A 15004-nucleotide genomic window follows, 5' to 3' on the forward strand; every position below is an offset into this window, starting at 1 on the left:
CTGGGCAGGATGCATCCACTCCGCCACCAGCCGCCAACCATGACCGAGCGCCGCCACGATATCGATGCCTTGCGCGTCTTCGCTTTCGCCCTGCTGATCCTCTACCACGTGGGCATGGCCTATGTGGCCGACTGGGATTTCCACCTCAAGAGCGTGCACACGGCCGAATGGTTGCAGTGGCCGATGATCGTGCTCAATCGCTGGCGGATGCCGTTGTTGTTCATGATCTCCGGCATCGCGATCGGCTTGTCGCAGCCGCAGGCCACGCCGTGGCGCTTCGCATTGCGTCGCTGCGGGCGATTGCTGCCGCCGTTGCTGTTCGGCATGTTCGTGGTGGTGGCAGTGCAGGCCTACTGCCAGGGCGTCAGCAACGGCAAGGTCGCCACCGGCTTCGGCAGCTTCCTGCTGCGCTACTGGCAGGTGCGTCCGTGGCCGGCCGGCAGTTTCGATGGCTGGGAACATGGCATCACCTGGAATCACCTGTGGTATCTGGCGTACCTGCTGCCCTACACCGTGGCCTTGATGGCGCTGGTGTCGCTGACAAAGCTGCTGCGGCTGCCGGCATTCCCGCCGCTTCCCTCTTCGATGGTGGTGCCGGCCTTGCTGGTGCTGCCGATCCTGTGGGAGGCGTTCTGCGTGATGTGGATGATGCCGCGCCATCCACCGACCCATGCGTTGGTCGGCGACTGGTTCGTGCATGCCGAATCGTTCCCGCTTTTTCTATTGGGCTATCTGCTGGCACGCAACGCGCGCTTCTGGCAGCTGGCCGTGCAATTGCGCTGGCTCACCTTGGTCAGCGCAGTGCTGGCCATCACGACCGAGTTGGGCATCCGCTATCTGGGCATGCACGTGCAGCCCGCGCAGGTGCCGCAGGTGCTGGCCGCCCTGCCGTGGGAAACACTGGAACACGGCGCACGCGCCGCTTACACCTGGCTGGCGCTATTGACCCTGCTGGGCTGGGCGAAGCAGCATTTGAACCGCCCGTTCCGCTGGCTGCCGTATTGCACCGAAGCGGTGTTTCCCTGGTACATCCTGCATCAGAGCCTGATCATCGTGGCGCTGTATTGGCTGATGCCGTTGCAGTTGAACGCCTGGCTGGAACCAGCGCTGGTGATCGCCGCCACCGTGATCGGCTGTCTGGCGCTGCATGAGTACGTGATCCGGCGGGTGCGCTGGCTGCGGCCGTTGTTCGGCTTGCGTGGGCGCACGCACGCTGTGCCGCGCCAGGCCGGCGGTGCAGCGGTTGCGTCGTAACAACCAGTAAACGCACATTTGCTTTCCAACGCACGTTTACTGGACGACACCTCGGCGGCAACGCAAGATGCGTGCCGTATCTATGCTTTCGGAACCAACATGCGCCTTACCTGGCTCGCTACCGCCGTCTTACTCGCCCCTCTCGCCGCCTTGGCCGATCCGGTGACCGGCATCAGCTTCGATCACGACGACTGGACCATCGCCTGCGACAACACCCGCACTTGCCGCGCCGCTGGATATCAGCCCGATGAAGGCGAGCACTTGCCGGTGTCGGTGCTACTGACCCGCAAGGCCGGCGCCGGGCAGGCAGTGACGGCGGAGTTGATGCTTGGCCAGTACGACGAGATCAAGATGCCGGCGTCGTTGACGCTGCGGATCGATCAACGCGATCTGGGCAAGCTGGCGCTGGATCGCAGCAAGGGCACTGCGCCCTTGAGTGACGCACAGGTTGCCGCCCTGCTGACTGCCCTACGCGGCAGCAGCGCGATTGTGGCGGTAGGTAACGATGGCCGCCGCTGGCAGCTGTCCGACCGCGGTGCCTCGGCGGTACTGCTGAAGATGGACGAATTCCAGGGCCGGCTGGGCACACGCGGCGCGTTGGTGCGCAAGGGCGATCGCGACGAGAGCAAGGTGTTGCCGGCAGTGCCGGTGCCGCAGGTACGTATGGTCAAACTCCCCACAGCGCAGGCCGGCGACGCACGCATTGGCACAGTGCCCGCGCTGTTTCAGGCCTTGCGCGCCAGCTTGCCGGCCGATGAGGAATGCAAAGGACTGCAAGCGGGCGATGCGCAGGAGCCGCTGACCGTCACCCGGCTCAGCAATGACAAGCTGCTGGTCTCCACCGATTGCTGGATGGGCGCGTACAACGTCGGCACCGGGTTTTGGGTCGTCAATGCACGTGCACCGTTCGCGCCAATTCTGGTGACCACGCAGGCCAGCGACATCGATGGTTCCACCCTGCTGTCGTCGCAAAAAGGCCGCGGTTTGGGCGATTGCTATAGCCAGGCCAGTTGGACCTGGGACGGCCGCCGTTTTGTGCCGACCTCCAAATCCACCTCCGGCCTGTGCCGGTTGGTGGCTGCCGGCGGCGCGTGGGAGCTGCCGACCTTGGTCACCGAGGTCAAGCCGTCGCCTTGATCGAAGCCAAGGCAGTGCGCGCCTGCGCTGCCTTGCGAAATGACCAGTCGAGTTGGTCGGTGTGTAGAGCGTTCAATCAGGTCGCCAGGGAACTGTCTGGCGTGGTGTCCTCACCGATAGTGGAACCGTTGGCGGCATGGATGCCGCCAACCAGCACTCATGGACGGGTTCACGGCGTGTCCCGCGACGGTGAGCGGGCAAGGTCCGGTCGAGATGGTGGGCTTGTCAGGGCAAGCGATACCCTTTGCGCTGTCTGAATAACAACGTCTGAGGAGCGAGCGCGCCAACACCGCAGATCAGCTGGTGACTGCCGCCGGCTCGCAATGCTCGACGATCAACTGCACCGCCGTGCCGCCGCGATAGTCGTCGGCGACCAGCCGATACGCCAACCGCACCAAGCGCGTGGGTTCGCTGCCGCGCCAGCCATTGAAGTGAATGGCATTGAGCGGCTCCGTGCGGCCAGCGCAACGCAGTGTCAATTTAAGGTGGCGTTCCTTGAGCACGCGGTACTGCAGCACTTCGAACTGACCATCGAACAGCGGCTCGGGAAAGCCCTGCCCCCACGGCCCTGCCACACGCAGCGCTTCGGCATGCACGTGATCGAGTTCGTGCGCGGCCAGTTCGCCGTCGCTGTGCAATTCGGCATGCAGCAGCGAAGCGTCCACCATCGCCGTCACCTGCGACTGGAAGGCCTGCTCGAACGCGGCCAGCGCGGCGTGATCGATGCTCAACCCGGCTGCCATCGCATGGCCACCGAACTTCTGGATCAGCCCGGGATGCCGCGCATCCACTGCCGCCAGCACGTCGCGGATATGCAGGCCAGGAATCGAACGCACCGAGCCACGCAACTGGCTGCTGCCCGGCTCGGCCGGTGCCAGCGCGACCACCGGACGATGCAGGCGGTCTTTGAGTTTGGACGCCACCAGACCGATGACGCCTGGGTGCCATTCGGCATCGAACAGGCATGCGGCAATCGGCAATGCGCCGTCCGCGTCCAGCACGACTTTGGTAACGGCTTGCTCGGCATCGTCGGTCATCAACTGCTGCACCGCGCGGCGCTCGGCGTTGATCTCTTCCAGCGTGCCTGCGATCTCGCGTGCGCGGTTCCAATCCTCGCTGAGCAGCAGTTCGATGCCCAGCGCCATGTCCTCGAGCCGACCGGCCGCATTGAGACGCGGCCCGAGCGCAAATCCAATATCGCTGGCGCTCAGTCGCGCCACATCGCGGCCGCTGGCATCGATCAAGGCGCGCAAACCGATGCAGCCCTTCCCCTCGCGCAGGCGCCGCAGGCCGGCCGACACCAGCGCACGATTATTGGTGTCCAGCGGCACCAGATCGGCGACGGTGCCGACCGCGACCAGATCCAGCAGCACCGACAGATCCGGCTCGGCGCGCTCGGCAAAGGCACCGCGTGCGCGTAACACTTTCCGCAGCGCCAACAACACGTAAAAAATCACACCGACCCCGGCCAGGGTCTTGCTGGGGAACGTGTCTTCGGCCAGGTTCGGGTCGACGATCGCATCGGCGGGCGGTAACACCTCGCCAGGTAAATGGTGGTCGGTGACCAGTACTGTCCAGCCGCGCGCCTTGGCTGCGGCGACACCGGCATGGCAGGCAATGCCGTGATCGACGGTGACCAGCACATCCGGCTGCAGCGCCGCCAGCTCGTCGACCAGGGCAGGCGACAGGCCATAGCCATGCACCATGCGATTGGGCACGGCGTGATGGATATCCAGCGCACCGAGCATGCGTAGGCCGCGCACACCCACCGCGCATGCGGTTGCGCCATCGCAATCGAAATCGCCCACCACCAGAATGCGCCGCTGCTGTGCAATCGCGTCGGCCAGCAGCTCGGCAGCGACGCCGCTGTTGTGCAGCAGCTCCGGAGACAACAACTGGCCCAGTCGCGGCTGTGCGCCTTGTGCGTCGGTGACACCGCGCGCGGCATAGATGCGGCGCAGCAGCGGCAACATGGTCTCGGGCCAACTACCGGCCTGCCCGGAGGGGCGCCGGACGATCCGCGGACTCGAGGTCATTGCGCCAGCTGTACCCGCGGCTTGCGCCAGAAACGCCAACGCTGCGCATGCGTGAGCGATACGCTTTCGCCGTCCTGAAAATCCAAGACCAACCGATCCAATTCGCCCCGCGCCATCGCCGCCAGCAGCGGCGCCACCGCATCGTCGCTGAACTGCTGCAGGGAACGCAGATGGCGCAGATCCACCAGCGCGTCCACGCGTTGTTCGCCCTGCGCATCGGCGCCTGCCGCCAGCGCCAACGCACGCAGCAGCGACTCGCGGCTGCGCACCTGACGATGCGGCGAAGTCACCGCATGCGGCAGCACGCCGCCACCCCAGAACCACAAGGAATTGATCGCCGGCTTGCCGCTGGCCACGCGACCTTCGTTCCAGGGATGCTGATGCAACAGCACCTGCGCTTCGGTCAGCAAGGCGCGCCAGCGGCGGCCGCTGTCGCCGGCCGGCAGATGCTCGAACAGGTCGTCGCCGATCGCGACATCCGGCGGCGCAAAGTCCGGCAATTTCGCATCCGGCGACAAGCGCAGATACCAACGCGATGGCGTGGGCGCATCCAGCAGAAATCCCGCATCACCGAACATCGGCTTGAGGATCGGCAGCAGCACCGCCAGATCCTCGGCGGTGGGGCCAAGCGCCTCGCCGTAGCCCATCAACCGCGCGCCCTGCATGTCCGGCACCACATAGGCCGGATCGGCACGCACCCAGGTGGCCCCGGCGGCATCGCCGGCATCCAACTGGCGGGTCAACGCGGCCACCGGCCAATGCGACGGCGTCAGGCTGAAATGGCGCTGCAATTGCGCCACCTCACCCGCATCGGCGGTGTGCTGCTCGGCGCGCGCAAGCGCACGCGCCACCACGGTGTCGCACAGGGTTCCGGGCAGACGGCGTTTTTCCGGCAGCAACAGCGTGGCGGTGGTCATCGCGCGGTAATGCCGGTCAGTCCAGGTAGGCGACGCTGACGACTTCGTACTCGCGCTGACCGGCCGGCGCATCGATGGTGACCGAATCGCCTTCCAGCTTGCCGATCAGCGCACGCGCCAGCGGCGAAGAGATCGCGATCAGGCCCATCTTGATGTCCGCTTCCAGATCGCCAACGATCTGGTAGCGCTTCTCTTCGTCGGTCTCGGTATCTGCCAACGTCACCGTGGCACCGAACACGATCTTGTTGCCGGCCGACAACTTGGTGATGTCGATGATCTCGGCGTGCGAGAGCTCGCCTTCCAGCTGCTTGATACGGCCTTCGATGAAGCTCTGCTGCTCGCGCGCGGCGTGATACTCGGCGTTCTCCTTCAGGTCGCCATGCGCACGCGCTTCGGCGATCGCATTGATCACCTCCGGGCGCTTGACCGACTTCAGCTGTTCCAGTTCTTCGCGCAGGCGCAGCGCGCCCTTCGATGTCATGGGTGCTCTCATGCTTCCAGCTCCTTGTGCAGTTCCTGCAGCGACCACACAGGGCCGGTGCCGCGGAATTCCAGCGAATGCACCAGCGCCTTGGCGCCAGCGACAGTAGTCGAATAGGTCACGCGATGCTGCAGCGCTTCGCGGCGGATCGAGAACGAGTCCGAAATGGCAGCGCGACCTTCAGTGGTGTTGACGATGTAGACGATCTCGCCGTTCTTGATCGAATCGACGATGTGCGGACGGCCTTCGGCCACCTTGTTGACGATCTCGCAGCTCAGCCCGTTCTGCTGCAGCCAGGCACCGGTGCCGCGCGTGGCCACCAGCGTGAAGCCGCGTTCCACCAGCGCCTGCGCCACCGGCAGCACGCGCTGCTTGTCCGGGTCACGCACCGATACGAATGCCTTGCCCAGCGGCGGCGCCTTGATGCCGCCGGCTTCCTGCGCGCGCGCGAACGCGGCGCTGAAGCTGCGGCCCACACCCATCACTTCACCGGTGGAGCGCATCTCCGGCCCGAGGATCGGGTCCACGCCCTGGAACTTGGCGAATGGGAAGATTGCTTCCTTCACTGAGTAGTAGTCCGGCACGATTTCCTTGGTGGCACCCTGCTCGGCCAGCGTCTTGCCGGCCATGCACCGTGCGGCAATCTTGGCCAGCGGCAGACCGATCGCCTTGGACACGAACGGCACCGTGCGCGAGGCACGCGGGTTCACTTCCAGCAGATACACGATGTCGTCACCAGCCTCGTTGACCTGCACCGCAAACTGAGTGTTCATCAGGCCGACCACGTTCAAACCTTCGGCCAGCATCACCACCTGGCGACGCAGCTCGGCCTGGGTCTGCGGCGAGAGCGAATACGGCGGCAGCGAGCACGACGAATCGCCCGAATGCACACCGGCTTCTTCGATGTGTTCCATCACCCCGCCGATCAGCACGTTGCCGTCCTTGTCGGCAATGATGTCCACGTCCACTTCCACCGCGTTGTCGAGGAAGCGGTCCAGCAGCACCGGCGAATCGTTGGAGACCTTCACCGCATCGCGCACGTAGCGCGCCAGATCGGATTCGCCGTACACGATTTCCATCGCGCGTCCGCCCAGCACATAGCTCGGACGCACCACCAGCGGGTAGCCGATTTCGCGCGCCAGCACCAAGGCTTCTTCGGCATTGCGGGCAATGCGATTGGGCGGCTGCTTCAGGCCCAGCTTGTCGACCAGCTGCTGGAAACGTTCGCGGTCTTCGGCCAGGTCGATCGAATCCGGCGAGGTGCCGATCACCGGCACACCGTTGGCTTCCAGCGCACGCGCCAGCTTCAGCGGGGTCTGGCCGCCGTACTGCACGATCACGCCCTTGGGTTTTTCCAGCTCGACGATTTCCAGCACGTCTTCCAGCGTCAGCGGCTCGAAATACAGACGGTCGGAGGTGTCGTAATCGGTGGAGACGGTTTCCGGGTTGCAGTTGACCATGATGGTTTCGAAACCATCATCGCGCAGCGCCAGCGCCGCGTGCACGCAGCAGTAATCGAATTCGATGCCCTGACCGATGCGGTTGGGGCCACCGCCAAGAATCATGATCTTGTCGCGATCGGTCGGCAGCGCTTCGCATTCGTCCTCGTAGGTCGAATACATGTAGGCGGTGCTGGTGGCGAATTCGGCAGCGCACGAATCCACGCGCTTGTAGACCGGGCGCACCTTCAGCGCACGGCGCAACGTGCGCACCGATTCTTCGTTGCTGCCGATCAGCTCGGCCAGACGCGCATCCGAGAAACCAGCGCGCTTGAGCATGCGCAGGCGCGGTGCATCCAGCGCGGCCATGCCGTCATCGGCCAGTTGCTGTTCGTGGCTGATGATTTCTTCGATCTGGTCCAGGAACCAGGGATCGATGAAGGACAGCGCGTACACATCGGCCACCGTCATGCCGGCGCGGAAGGCGTCGGCCACATAGAACAACCGCTCCGGGCCCGGTGCCTTGAGCTCGCGCTTGAGCGCGGCGATGTCGTCTTCGCTGCTCAGGTCCAGACCGGTGGGGTCCAGGCCGATCTTGCCGGTTTCCAGGCCGCGCAGCGCTTTCTGCAGCGATTCCTGGAAGGTGCGGCCCATTGCCATCACCTCGCCCACCGACTTCATCTGCGTGGTCAGACGCGCATCGGCCTGCGGGAATTTCTCGAACGCAAAGCGCGGAATCTTGGTGACCACATAGTCGATCGACGGCTCGAACGAGGCCGGGGTCAGACCGCCGGTGATTTCGTTCTTCAATTCGTCCAGCGTGTAGCCCACCGCCAACTTGGCGGCGACCTTGGCGATCGGGAAGCCAGTGGCCTTGGACGCCAGCGCCGAGGAACGCGACACGCGCGGATTCATTTCGATGACGACGACGCGGCCAGTGGTCGGGCTGATGCCGAACTGCACGTTCGAGCCGCCCGTGTCCACACCGATCTTGCGCAGCACCGCGATCGAGGCATCGCGCAGGCGCTGATATTCCTTGTCGGTGAGCGTCTGCGCCGGCGCCACGGTGATCGAGTCGCCGGTGTGCACGCCCATCGGGTCGAGGTTTTCGATCGCGCACACGATGATGCAGTTGTCGGCGGTGTCGCGCACCACTTCCATCTCGAATTCTTTCCAGCCCAGCACCGATTCTTCCACCAGTACTTCGGTGGTCGGCGACAGTTCCAGGCCGCGGCCGACAATGTCGATCAGCTCTTCGCGGTTGTAGGCGATGCCGCCACCGCTACCGCCCAGGGTGAAGCTGGGGCGGATGATGGTCGGGTAGCCGACGCGGGTCTGGATCTCCAGCGCTTCTTCCAGCGTGTGGGCAACCGCGGCCTTCGGGCAATCCAGGCCGATCTCGCCCATCGCCACGCGGAACAGCTCGCGGTCTTCGGCCATGCGGATGGCTTCGCGCTTGGCACCGATCAGCTCGACGTTGTGCTTCTCCAGCACGCCGTGGTCGGCCAGATCCAGCGCGCAGTTCAGCGCGGTCTGTCCGCCCATGGTCGGCAGCAAGGCATCGGGCTTTTCCTTGGCGATGATCTTTTCGACCGTCTGCCAGTTGATCGGCTCGATATACACCGCATCGGCCATGTCCGGGTCGGTCATGATCGTGGCCGGATTGCTGTTGACCAGCACCACGCGGTAGCCCTCGTCGCGCAGCGCTTTGCATGCCTGCGCGCCCGAGTAGTCGAACTCGCAGGCCTGGCCGATGACGATCGGGCCGGCGCCGATGATCAGAATGGTTTTTAGGTCGGTGCGCTTTGGCATTTCTTTACTCGATTAGGAACATGCGGCGAGCCGCAAGTGCGGAAGAGTGGCCGCGGCGATCGCATCGCGACGCGGCGTGATAGTGCATCGACTCAGCGGAGTCGAAAGCCGGTTCATCCGGCAGATCCATAGCCGAGGCCGTGCAGGGTGTGCTGAAGCCATTGATACAGTCCGAAGGACGCGGCAAGGCTACCCAGGATCAGCAGCCAGCCGATCGCGGAGGTCTTGCCCCAGCGACGCGCCTTGTCCGGGTCGGTGTTCTGCATGCGATGGTGAAAGGATTCCCCGCCAGCCACATAGCCGACACCGAAAACGAAGCACATCGGCACCATCAAGGCCAGCTTCATGCCGCCGTGCAGCGTGATCGACTCGGCACCGGCGCGTGCCTGCTCCAGCGGCATCCAGACGCCCCAGTAAGTCAGGGCAACCCCCACCAGCACGATCAGCACACCCATCAAACGAGCGCTCATGCGCGCTTGGCATCCTTGGCCATCAACTCCACGAACCGATCGAACAACGGCCCCACATCGCGCGGGCCTGGCGAGGCTTCCGGGTGGCCCTGGAACGAAAACGCCGGTGCGTCGGTCAGCGCGATGCCCTGATTGGTGCCATCGAACAGCGAACGGTGGGTCACCCGCACATTGGACGGCAAGGTGCGTTCATCCACTGCAAACCCGTGGTTCTGCGAGGTGATCATCACCCGGCCGCCGTCCAGATCCTGCACCGGGTGGTTGGCACCGTGATGGCCAGTGGCCATCTTCAGCGTCTTGGCACCGGCGGCCAGCGCCAGCAACTGATGGCCCAGGCAGATACCGAAGGTCGGCACCTTCTGCGCGATCAGTTCCTTGATCGCACCGATCGCGTAATCGCAAGGCTCCGGGTCGCCCGGGCCATTGGACAGAAACACGCCGTCCGGCTGCATCGCCAACACCTCGGCCACCGGGGTCTGCGCCGGCACCACGGTGACGTCGCAACCACGGTCGGCCAGCATGCGCAGGATGTTGAGCTTGACGCCGTAATCGTAAGCGACAACCTTGTGCTTCAGCTCGGCGCGCACGAAGGTGTCGGAATTGAGATCCAACGAGCCTTCCTGCCAGCTGTAAGTGCTCTCGGTCGAGACCACCTTGGCCAGATCCATGCCTTTCAGGCCGGGAAACTTGCGTGCAGCTTCCAGCGCTTTTTCGACGTCGATCTCGCCGGCCATCAGCGCACCGTTCTGGGCGCCCTTCTGCCGCAGCAGGCGGGTCAACTTGCGGGTGTCGATGCCGGAGATGGCCACCACACCGCGGGCCTGCAGCCACTCCGGCAAGGCCACCTGGCTACGCCAGTTGCTGGGGCGGCGCGGCACGTCGCGCACGATCAGGCCGGCGGCCCAGATCTTGCGGGCCTCGTCGTCCTGGTCGGTAAAGCCCGTGTTGCCGATATGCGGATAGGTCAGCGTGACCATCTGGCGGGCGTAGGAGGGATCGGTCAGGACTTCCTGGTAACCGGTCATGGCGGTGTTGAACACCACTTCGCCGACGGAAAGCCCGTTGGCGCCTACGGATTCGCCCTCGAACACGGTGCCGTCTTCGAGGACAAGGATTGCGGGTTGGGTCACGTGGGGTCTCGCTCTGGCTGCCTGGGACTCCGATGCGCTTCCGGCCAAATTCCGGTTGCAACAAAGCGCGGACGCGGTGCTGAGGACCGGTCCGACGCTGGTTCGGGCAAGCGAGAATTGTAAAGGCAACTGCCCCGGCATGCCAGCCTGAAGAGCGTTCGATGCAGCACCGGTATCAACGCTGGGGCATGAATAGGCCGCCACGTGCAGCTACCGCGCATGCGCGGTGGCGCGCCGGCTTACAGCACCAGATCGCGCACCCGGTAGCTGCCGGCCGGCTTGCCGATCAGTCGCTTGGCGGCATGCAACGCACCGCGCGCGAAGATGTCGCGGTTGGTCGCGCGATGCACCAGTTCGACCCGCTCGCCCAACCCCGTGAACTGCACGGTGTGTTCGCCGACGATGTCGCCAGCGCGCAGGCTGACATAGCGCGGCTGCGCGCCGCTACCGGTGGCCGCCTCGCCCAACGTCAGTGCGGTCCCGGATGGCGCATCCTGCTTGTGCACGTGATGCGCTTCGATGATGTCGCAATCCCACCCCGGCAAGGTGCCGGCGGCACGCTCCACCAACTCGGTCAGCACCGCAACGCCCAGGCTGAAGTTGGAGGCCCACACCAACGGGATGTGTTGGGCGGCATCGCGCAGTGCTCCACGCTGCGCCTCGTCCAGCCCGGTGGTGCCAGACACCAGCGGCTTACCGCGCTGCGCGCACAGCGCCAGGATCGGCGCGAAGCCCTGCGGCAAACTGAAGTCGATGGCCACATCGAACGCAGGCGCGCCGCCGAGTTCGCTGGCGGCGAAAAACGGCACGCCGTCAACCACGCGTTGCGATGGCGAGCGGCCCACCACGGCGCCAACCACCTGCAAGGTCTCGTCTTCGGCAGCCAATCGCAGCAACGCCTTGCCCATCCGCCCAGAGGCGCCGTGGATCAGAACTTTCACAGCTGAGGTTGTCATGGTGGCAGGCTGGCTTGGAGAGATGGGTGGTACACGATAGCCGGGATTGGGGTGTTGCGATTGGGGATTCGTCGTTGCAGTGGTGCGCTGCGCGCGATGTGCAGTTGCAGGGGTATGTTGTTAGTGGGTTTGGCAACGGGCAATAACATGTAGCGAGCGGCTCCGGGACCGATGCTGACGGAGCGGCGAAGCGCAGACGTATGCGTGACACATGCCGACGTCGAAGCGATGGTGCGCACGTTCGGCGACGCAATAGCCTGGTGCCAGTTGCTTCTGGAACGCCCGTGAAACGACGCGAACAGCCATTAGCCGGTGCGATCACCGAACAGGACCGCCGCACGGGACTGGCACAGCAGGATTTCCACCACGCCCCCGCGCGTGGTGGTCACGCCACAGGCTGGCATCCGCTCTTAATCGTGGATGCCATCCAGCCGCTTGCTCCAGCTCTCCACTTCGCTGCGCTGCAGGCGGCGTTCGAACAGCGCGCGCCACGACGGAACCAACGGCAGCTGCAGCACTGCAGTGACGGCGGAAACATCGACCTGGCGTGCATATAGCACCTGTTGCAGGCGCGACAGCGGCCACCGTGGATGCGGGCGCGCTTTCAGGGTCAGCAGGTCGCCGGCCGCAACGCTACCCGGCTGCCGCACGCGGTAGTACCAACCGGTGCGGCCGGTTTCCTGCACGCGCCGCGCCAACTCGCGCACACCGAACCGGTCCGACAACTTCCAGCACGGTTGCCGCAACTGCGACACCTCCACCACCGCGGTGCCCAACGCGAAGCGATCGCCGAGACAGACGTCGGCTTCGGTCAGGCCGACACTGCTGAGGTTTTCGCCGAAGGCACCGGCGGCCTCCAGCAGGACGTGCGGGCCAAGTTCATCGCGCCAGGCGGCGTAGTGATCGCGCGGGTAATGATGGATGGCCTTGTCCGGCCCACCATGCACGCGCCGGTCGCCTTGCTCGTCGCCTTCCAGGCCTTCGACACCCACCCTCACCGCACCCTGCAGCGCGCGCTTATCGATCGCACTGCGGCTACCGGGACGGGTGAAGTCGCGTGCGCTGCCGATCGCAACGCTGTCGATCACGATGGCGATCGGCACGCACTGCTCCGCCGTGGCCGCTGTCACGCGCCCTGCCCTGGCAACTCGTCCAGCGCCTCGCGCAGCAGCTCGCCCAGCACCTGGATGCCGGCATCGATCTTCTCGCCGGGCACAGTGACAAACGACAGGCGCAGCGTATTGGTCTGCGGCAAGGTGGCGAAGAACGGCGCGCCCGGCACGAACGCAACATTGCGCGCGATGGCGCGCGCCAGCAACGCGGTGCCATCCAGCCCAGGTGGCAGCGTCACCCACAAAAACATGCCGCCCTCCGGGCGATTCCATTGCACCTGCGCCGGGAAATGCCGATCCAGGGCCTCCAGCATCAGGTCGCATTGGCGCGCATACAGCGCACGGATCTGCGGGATATGGGTCTCAAGAAAATCGTCCTGCAGCGTCTGGTACACCACGCGCTGCGTGAATGACGGGGTGTGCAGATCGGCTGCCTGCTTGGCCTGGATCAGCTTGCCCAACACCGCTTCGGGCGCCACCACATAGCCCAGCCGCAAACCGGGTGCGAGCACCTTGGAAAAGGACCCCATGTAGATGACGCCTTCTGGGTTCATCGACAACAGACTCGGCAACGGCTGCCCGCTGTAGTACAGCTCGCCGTACGGGTCGTCTTCGACGATCGGCACGCCAGCCTCGGCCGCGCGCGCGACCAGCGTCTGGCGACGCGCCAACGGCAAGCGCCGGCCTGTGGGGTTCTGAAAATTCGGCAGGCAATACAGAAACCGCGCATCGGCCAGCAGCGCCGGATCCAGCGCATCCACCACCACGCCGTCCTCATCCGAGGGCATGCCGACGAATGCCGGCTGGAACAGCGAAAACGCCTGCAATGCACCCAGATAGCTCGGCGTTTCCACCAGCACCTTGCTGCCTTCGTCGATGAAGACCTTGCCGAGCAGGTCCAGGCCCTGTTGTGAACCAGTGGTAATCAGCACCTGGCTGGGCCGGATGCTGGCGCCATCGCGACTCAGCCGCGCGGCCACCCACTCGCGCAGCGGCGCATAGCCTTCGGTCGGGCCGTATTGCAGCGCCGCCTGCGGCGCATCGCGCAGCACCTGATCGCTGGCAGCGCGCATGCGCTCCACCGGGAAAGTGGCTGGCGAAGGTAACCCGCCGGCGAAGGAAATCACCTCCGGCCGCTCGGTCACCTTGAGGATTTCGCGAATCGCCGAACTGGTCAGCGCCTGCGCACGTCGGGAGATCTGGAAGGAGGTTGTCATGGCGCAAGCATAGCGAACGCCAGTGGCTGCGGTGCTGTGCAGTGCAGCGACGGACGTTCCGCCGCTTGCCTGGCTCACCGCCGGTATGGAGCGGCGAACACAACGTAGCGCGCGGCTGTCAGGCTGGCGTGGACAGCGGACAGGAACCGGACCGACCGACTGACCCATGCCGCACCGAGCACCGGCCGTGCCCACACCGACCTGCGCAGCGGATGTGTTCGCTGCGCCTACTGATATGCCGGGCCAACCCAGGCGGTGCCTTCGCTACGGGCGATCAGCGTCTTCCAGCGCTTACGGATCACCTTGTCGCGCGTGCGGAAGGTCATGCGCAAGCCGGGCAGGCCGAGCGTGGCGCGCGTTTCAACCATGGCCGATTGTTCGTCCGCGGCAATGTCGATCTTGGTGATCGACTGCTTGTAGTCGATCAGCTCTTCCGGGTTGGCCACGTGGCTCATCTGCCGCAGCACTTGCGCCCATTCGCCATTGGACTTGCAATATTTCTCGCGGTTGGCGGTCTGCCGCTTCTGATGCGTATCCATGCGGTACAGCACCACCATTTCAAAGTCCGGTGCAGTCATCGCGCAGAGCGCCTCGCCATCCTGACTCAACATCGCCTTGTCGTGCGCGGCATAGAAATCGCGCACCTGCTTCTCGTCGAGCGCATTGCCACCGTACTGATAAACACCGGCAACGGCCGCCAGAGCCGCCAACAACACCAGCAAACGCATCACCGCCCCCTGTTCCGCCGCGTCCTGCGGCCGCGCAAGTGTAGCCGACGCTGCGGATATCAGTGACGACGCGGCGGTGTCGGGCCGCAGCTGTCGCAGCCGCCGCAGGCCGATGCGTTTTGTGTGGCGGGAGGTGCAACGCGGCGCCCAAGCGCCTGCATCCATGCAGGTCGCCCGCGGCGCAACAGACCAAGCGCAAGCGAACCGCGCAGGCGGCGCAGCACAGTGGGGAACTGTTTCTTCATCACCACCCACAGGCTGACCAGCACGGCGATGGCGATCACCAGGTATTGCAACGTGAGCGAAAGCGTCATC

13 protein-coding genes and 1 other RNA gene are annotated in these 15004 nt (G+C 65.0%); 2 read left to right on the plus strand and 12 right to left on the minus strand.

The window, feature by feature from the left end; genetic code table 11:
* Positions 1-39 precede the first annotated feature (39 nt).
* Both XpruCFBP8353_RS16640 and XpruCFBP8353_RS16645 read left to right on the plus strand, forming a co-directional pair.
* Entirely contained in the window at positions 40-1254 is a 1215-nt protein-coding gene (locus XpruCFBP8353_RS16640; protein WP_101364185.1) for an acyltransferase family protein, read from the plus strand.
* 99 nt (positions 1255-1353) lie between these two features.
* Positions 1354-2391, plus strand: a complete 1038-nt coding sequence (locus XpruCFBP8353_RS16645) for a DUF1176 domain-containing protein (RefSeq protein WP_101364245.1) — start codon at positions 1354-1356, stop codon at positions 2389-2391.
* A 296-nt stretch (positions 2392-2687) separates the two neighbouring features.
* On the opposite strand, the gene recJ is transcribed toward XpruCFBP8353_RS16645, so the two are convergent.
* The 12 genes from recJ to XpruCFBP8353_RS16710 form a co-directional block, all read right to left on the minus strand.
* Positions 2688-4427 carry a single-stranded-DNA-specific exonuclease RecJ gene (recJ, locus tag XpruCFBP8353_RS16655; protein WP_101364187.1) on the minus strand — a complete coding sequence of 580 codons (1740 nt, stop codon included), beginning with the start codon at positions 4425-4427 and terminating at the stop codon, positions 2688-2690.
* Complete coding sequence (locus XpruCFBP8353_RS16660) at positions 4424-5344, minus strand: phosphoglycerate mutase (RefSeq protein WP_101364188.1); 921 nt, start codon at positions 5342-5344, stop codon at positions 4424-4426. Before XpruCFBP8353_RS16660 ends, recJ begins: the two co-directional genes overlap by 4 nt.
* A 16-nt stretch (positions 5345-5360) precedes the next feature.
* Entirely contained in the window at positions 5361-5825 is a 465-nt protein-coding gene (gene greA, locus XpruCFBP8353_RS16665) for a transcription elongation factor GreA (RefSeq protein WP_010367104.1), read from the minus strand.
* An 8-nt stretch (positions 5826-5833) separates the two neighbouring features.
* Positions 5834-9076 (minus strand): carbamoyl-phosphate synthase large subunit, encoded by a 3243-nt coding sequence (gene carB, locus XpruCFBP8353_RS16670; protein WP_101364189.1) that lies wholly within the window; start codon positions 9074-9076, stop codon positions 5834-5836.
* A gap of 113 nt (positions 9077-9189) precedes the next feature.
* Entirely contained in the window at positions 9190-9546 is a 357-nt protein-coding gene (locus tag XpruCFBP8353_RS16675) for a hypothetical protein (protein WP_101364190.1), read from the minus strand.
* Positions 9543-10676, minus strand: coding sequence for a glutamine-hydrolyzing carbamoyl-phosphate synthase small subunit (gene carA, locus XpruCFBP8353_RS16680; protein ID WP_101364191.1), 1134 nt, complete (start codon positions 10674-10676; stop codon positions 9543-9545). The genes XpruCFBP8353_RS16675 and carA overlap by 4 nt, the downstream gene beginning before the upstream one ends.
* 239 nt (positions 10677-10915) lie before the next feature.
* Complete coding sequence (gene dapB / locus XpruCFBP8353_RS16685) at positions 10916-11632, minus strand: 4-hydroxy-tetrahydrodipicolinate reductase (RefSeq protein WP_101364192.1); 717 nt, start codon at positions 11630-11632, stop codon at positions 10916-10918.
* 410 nt (positions 11633-12042) lie between these two features.
* Positions 12043-12762 carry an MOSC domain-containing protein gene (locus XpruCFBP8353_RS16690; protein WP_101364193.1) on the minus strand — a complete coding sequence of 240 codons (720 nt, stop codon included), beginning with the start codon at positions 12760-12762 and terminating at the stop codon, positions 12043-12045.
* The gene (locus XpruCFBP8353_RS16695; protein ID WP_101364194.1) at positions 12759-13961 is read right to left on the minus strand and encodes an aminotransferase-like domain-containing protein; all 1203 of its coding nucleotides are present in this window, start codon (positions 13959-13961) and stop codon (positions 12759-12761) included. The genes XpruCFBP8353_RS16690 and XpruCFBP8353_RS16695 overlap by 4 nt, the downstream gene beginning before the upstream one ends.
* Before the next feature lie 92 nt (positions 13962-14053).
* A non-coding RNA gene (locus tag XpruCFBP8353_RS16700) (sX9 sRNA) lies at positions 14054-14129 on the minus strand.
* Positions 14130-14188: 59 nt separating this feature from the next.
* Positions 14189-14689, minus strand: a complete 501-nt coding sequence (locus XpruCFBP8353_RS16705; protein WP_101364195.1) for a hypothetical protein — start codon at positions 14687-14689, stop codon at positions 14189-14191.
* Between the two features lie 59 nt (positions 14690-14748).
* Complete coding sequence (locus XpruCFBP8353_RS16710; protein WP_101364196.1) at positions 14749-15003, minus strand: DUF6587 family protein; 255 nt, start codon at positions 15001-15003, stop codon at positions 14749-14751.
* Position 15004: the final 1 nt, after the last annotated feature.

This window comes from Xanthomonas prunicola (assembly GCF_002846205.1).
In the GTDB taxonomy this organism is placed as follows: Bacteria; Pseudomonadota; Gammaproteobacteria; order Xanthomonadales; family Xanthomonadaceae; genus Xanthomonas; species Xanthomonas prunicola.

Coding starts and splice junctions, on each gene's coding strand:
- XpruCFBP8353_RS16640 (WP_101364185.1), top strand. CDS start 40: ATGACCGAGCGCCGCCACGATATCGATGCCTTGCGCGTCTTCGCTTTC.
- XpruCFBP8353_RS16645 (WP_101364245.1), top strand. CDS start 1,354: ATGCGCCTTACCTGGCTCGCTACCGCCGTCTTACTCGCCCCTCTCGCC.
- recJ (WP_101364187.1), bottom strand. CDS start 4,427: ATGACCTCGAGTCCGCGGATCGTCCGGCGCCCCTCCGGGCAGGCCGGT.
- XpruCFBP8353_RS16660 (WP_101364188.1), bottom strand. CDS start 5,344: ATGACCACCGCCACGCTGTTGCTGCCGGAAAAACGCCGTCTGCCCGGA.
- greA (WP_010367104.1), bottom strand. CDS start 5,825: ATGACATCGAAGGGCGCGCTGCGCCTGCGCGAAGAACTGGAACAGCTG.
- carB (WP_101364189.1), bottom strand. CDS start 9,076: ATGCCAAAGCGCACCGACCTAAAAACCATTCTGATCATCGGCGCCGGC.
- XpruCFBP8353_RS16675 (WP_101364190.1), bottom strand. CDS start 9,546: ATGAGCGCTCGTTTGATGGGTGTGCTGATCGTGCTGGTGGGGGTTGCC.
- dapB (WP_101364192.1), bottom strand. CDS start 11,632: ATGACAACCTCAGCTGTGAAAGTTCTGATCCACGGCGCCTCTGGGCGG.
- XpruCFBP8353_RS16695 (WP_101364194.1), bottom strand. CDS start 13,961: ATGACAACCTCCTTCCAGATCTCCCGACGTGCGCAGGCGCTGACCAGT.
- XpruCFBP8353_RS16705 (WP_101364195.1), bottom strand. CDS start 14,689: ATGCGTTTGCTGGTGTTGTTGGCGGCTCTGGCGGCCGTTGCCGGTGTT.
- XpruCFBP8353_RS16710 (WP_101364196.1), bottom strand. CDS start 15,003: ATGACGCTTTCGCTCACGTTGCAATACCTGGTGATCGCCATCGCCGTG.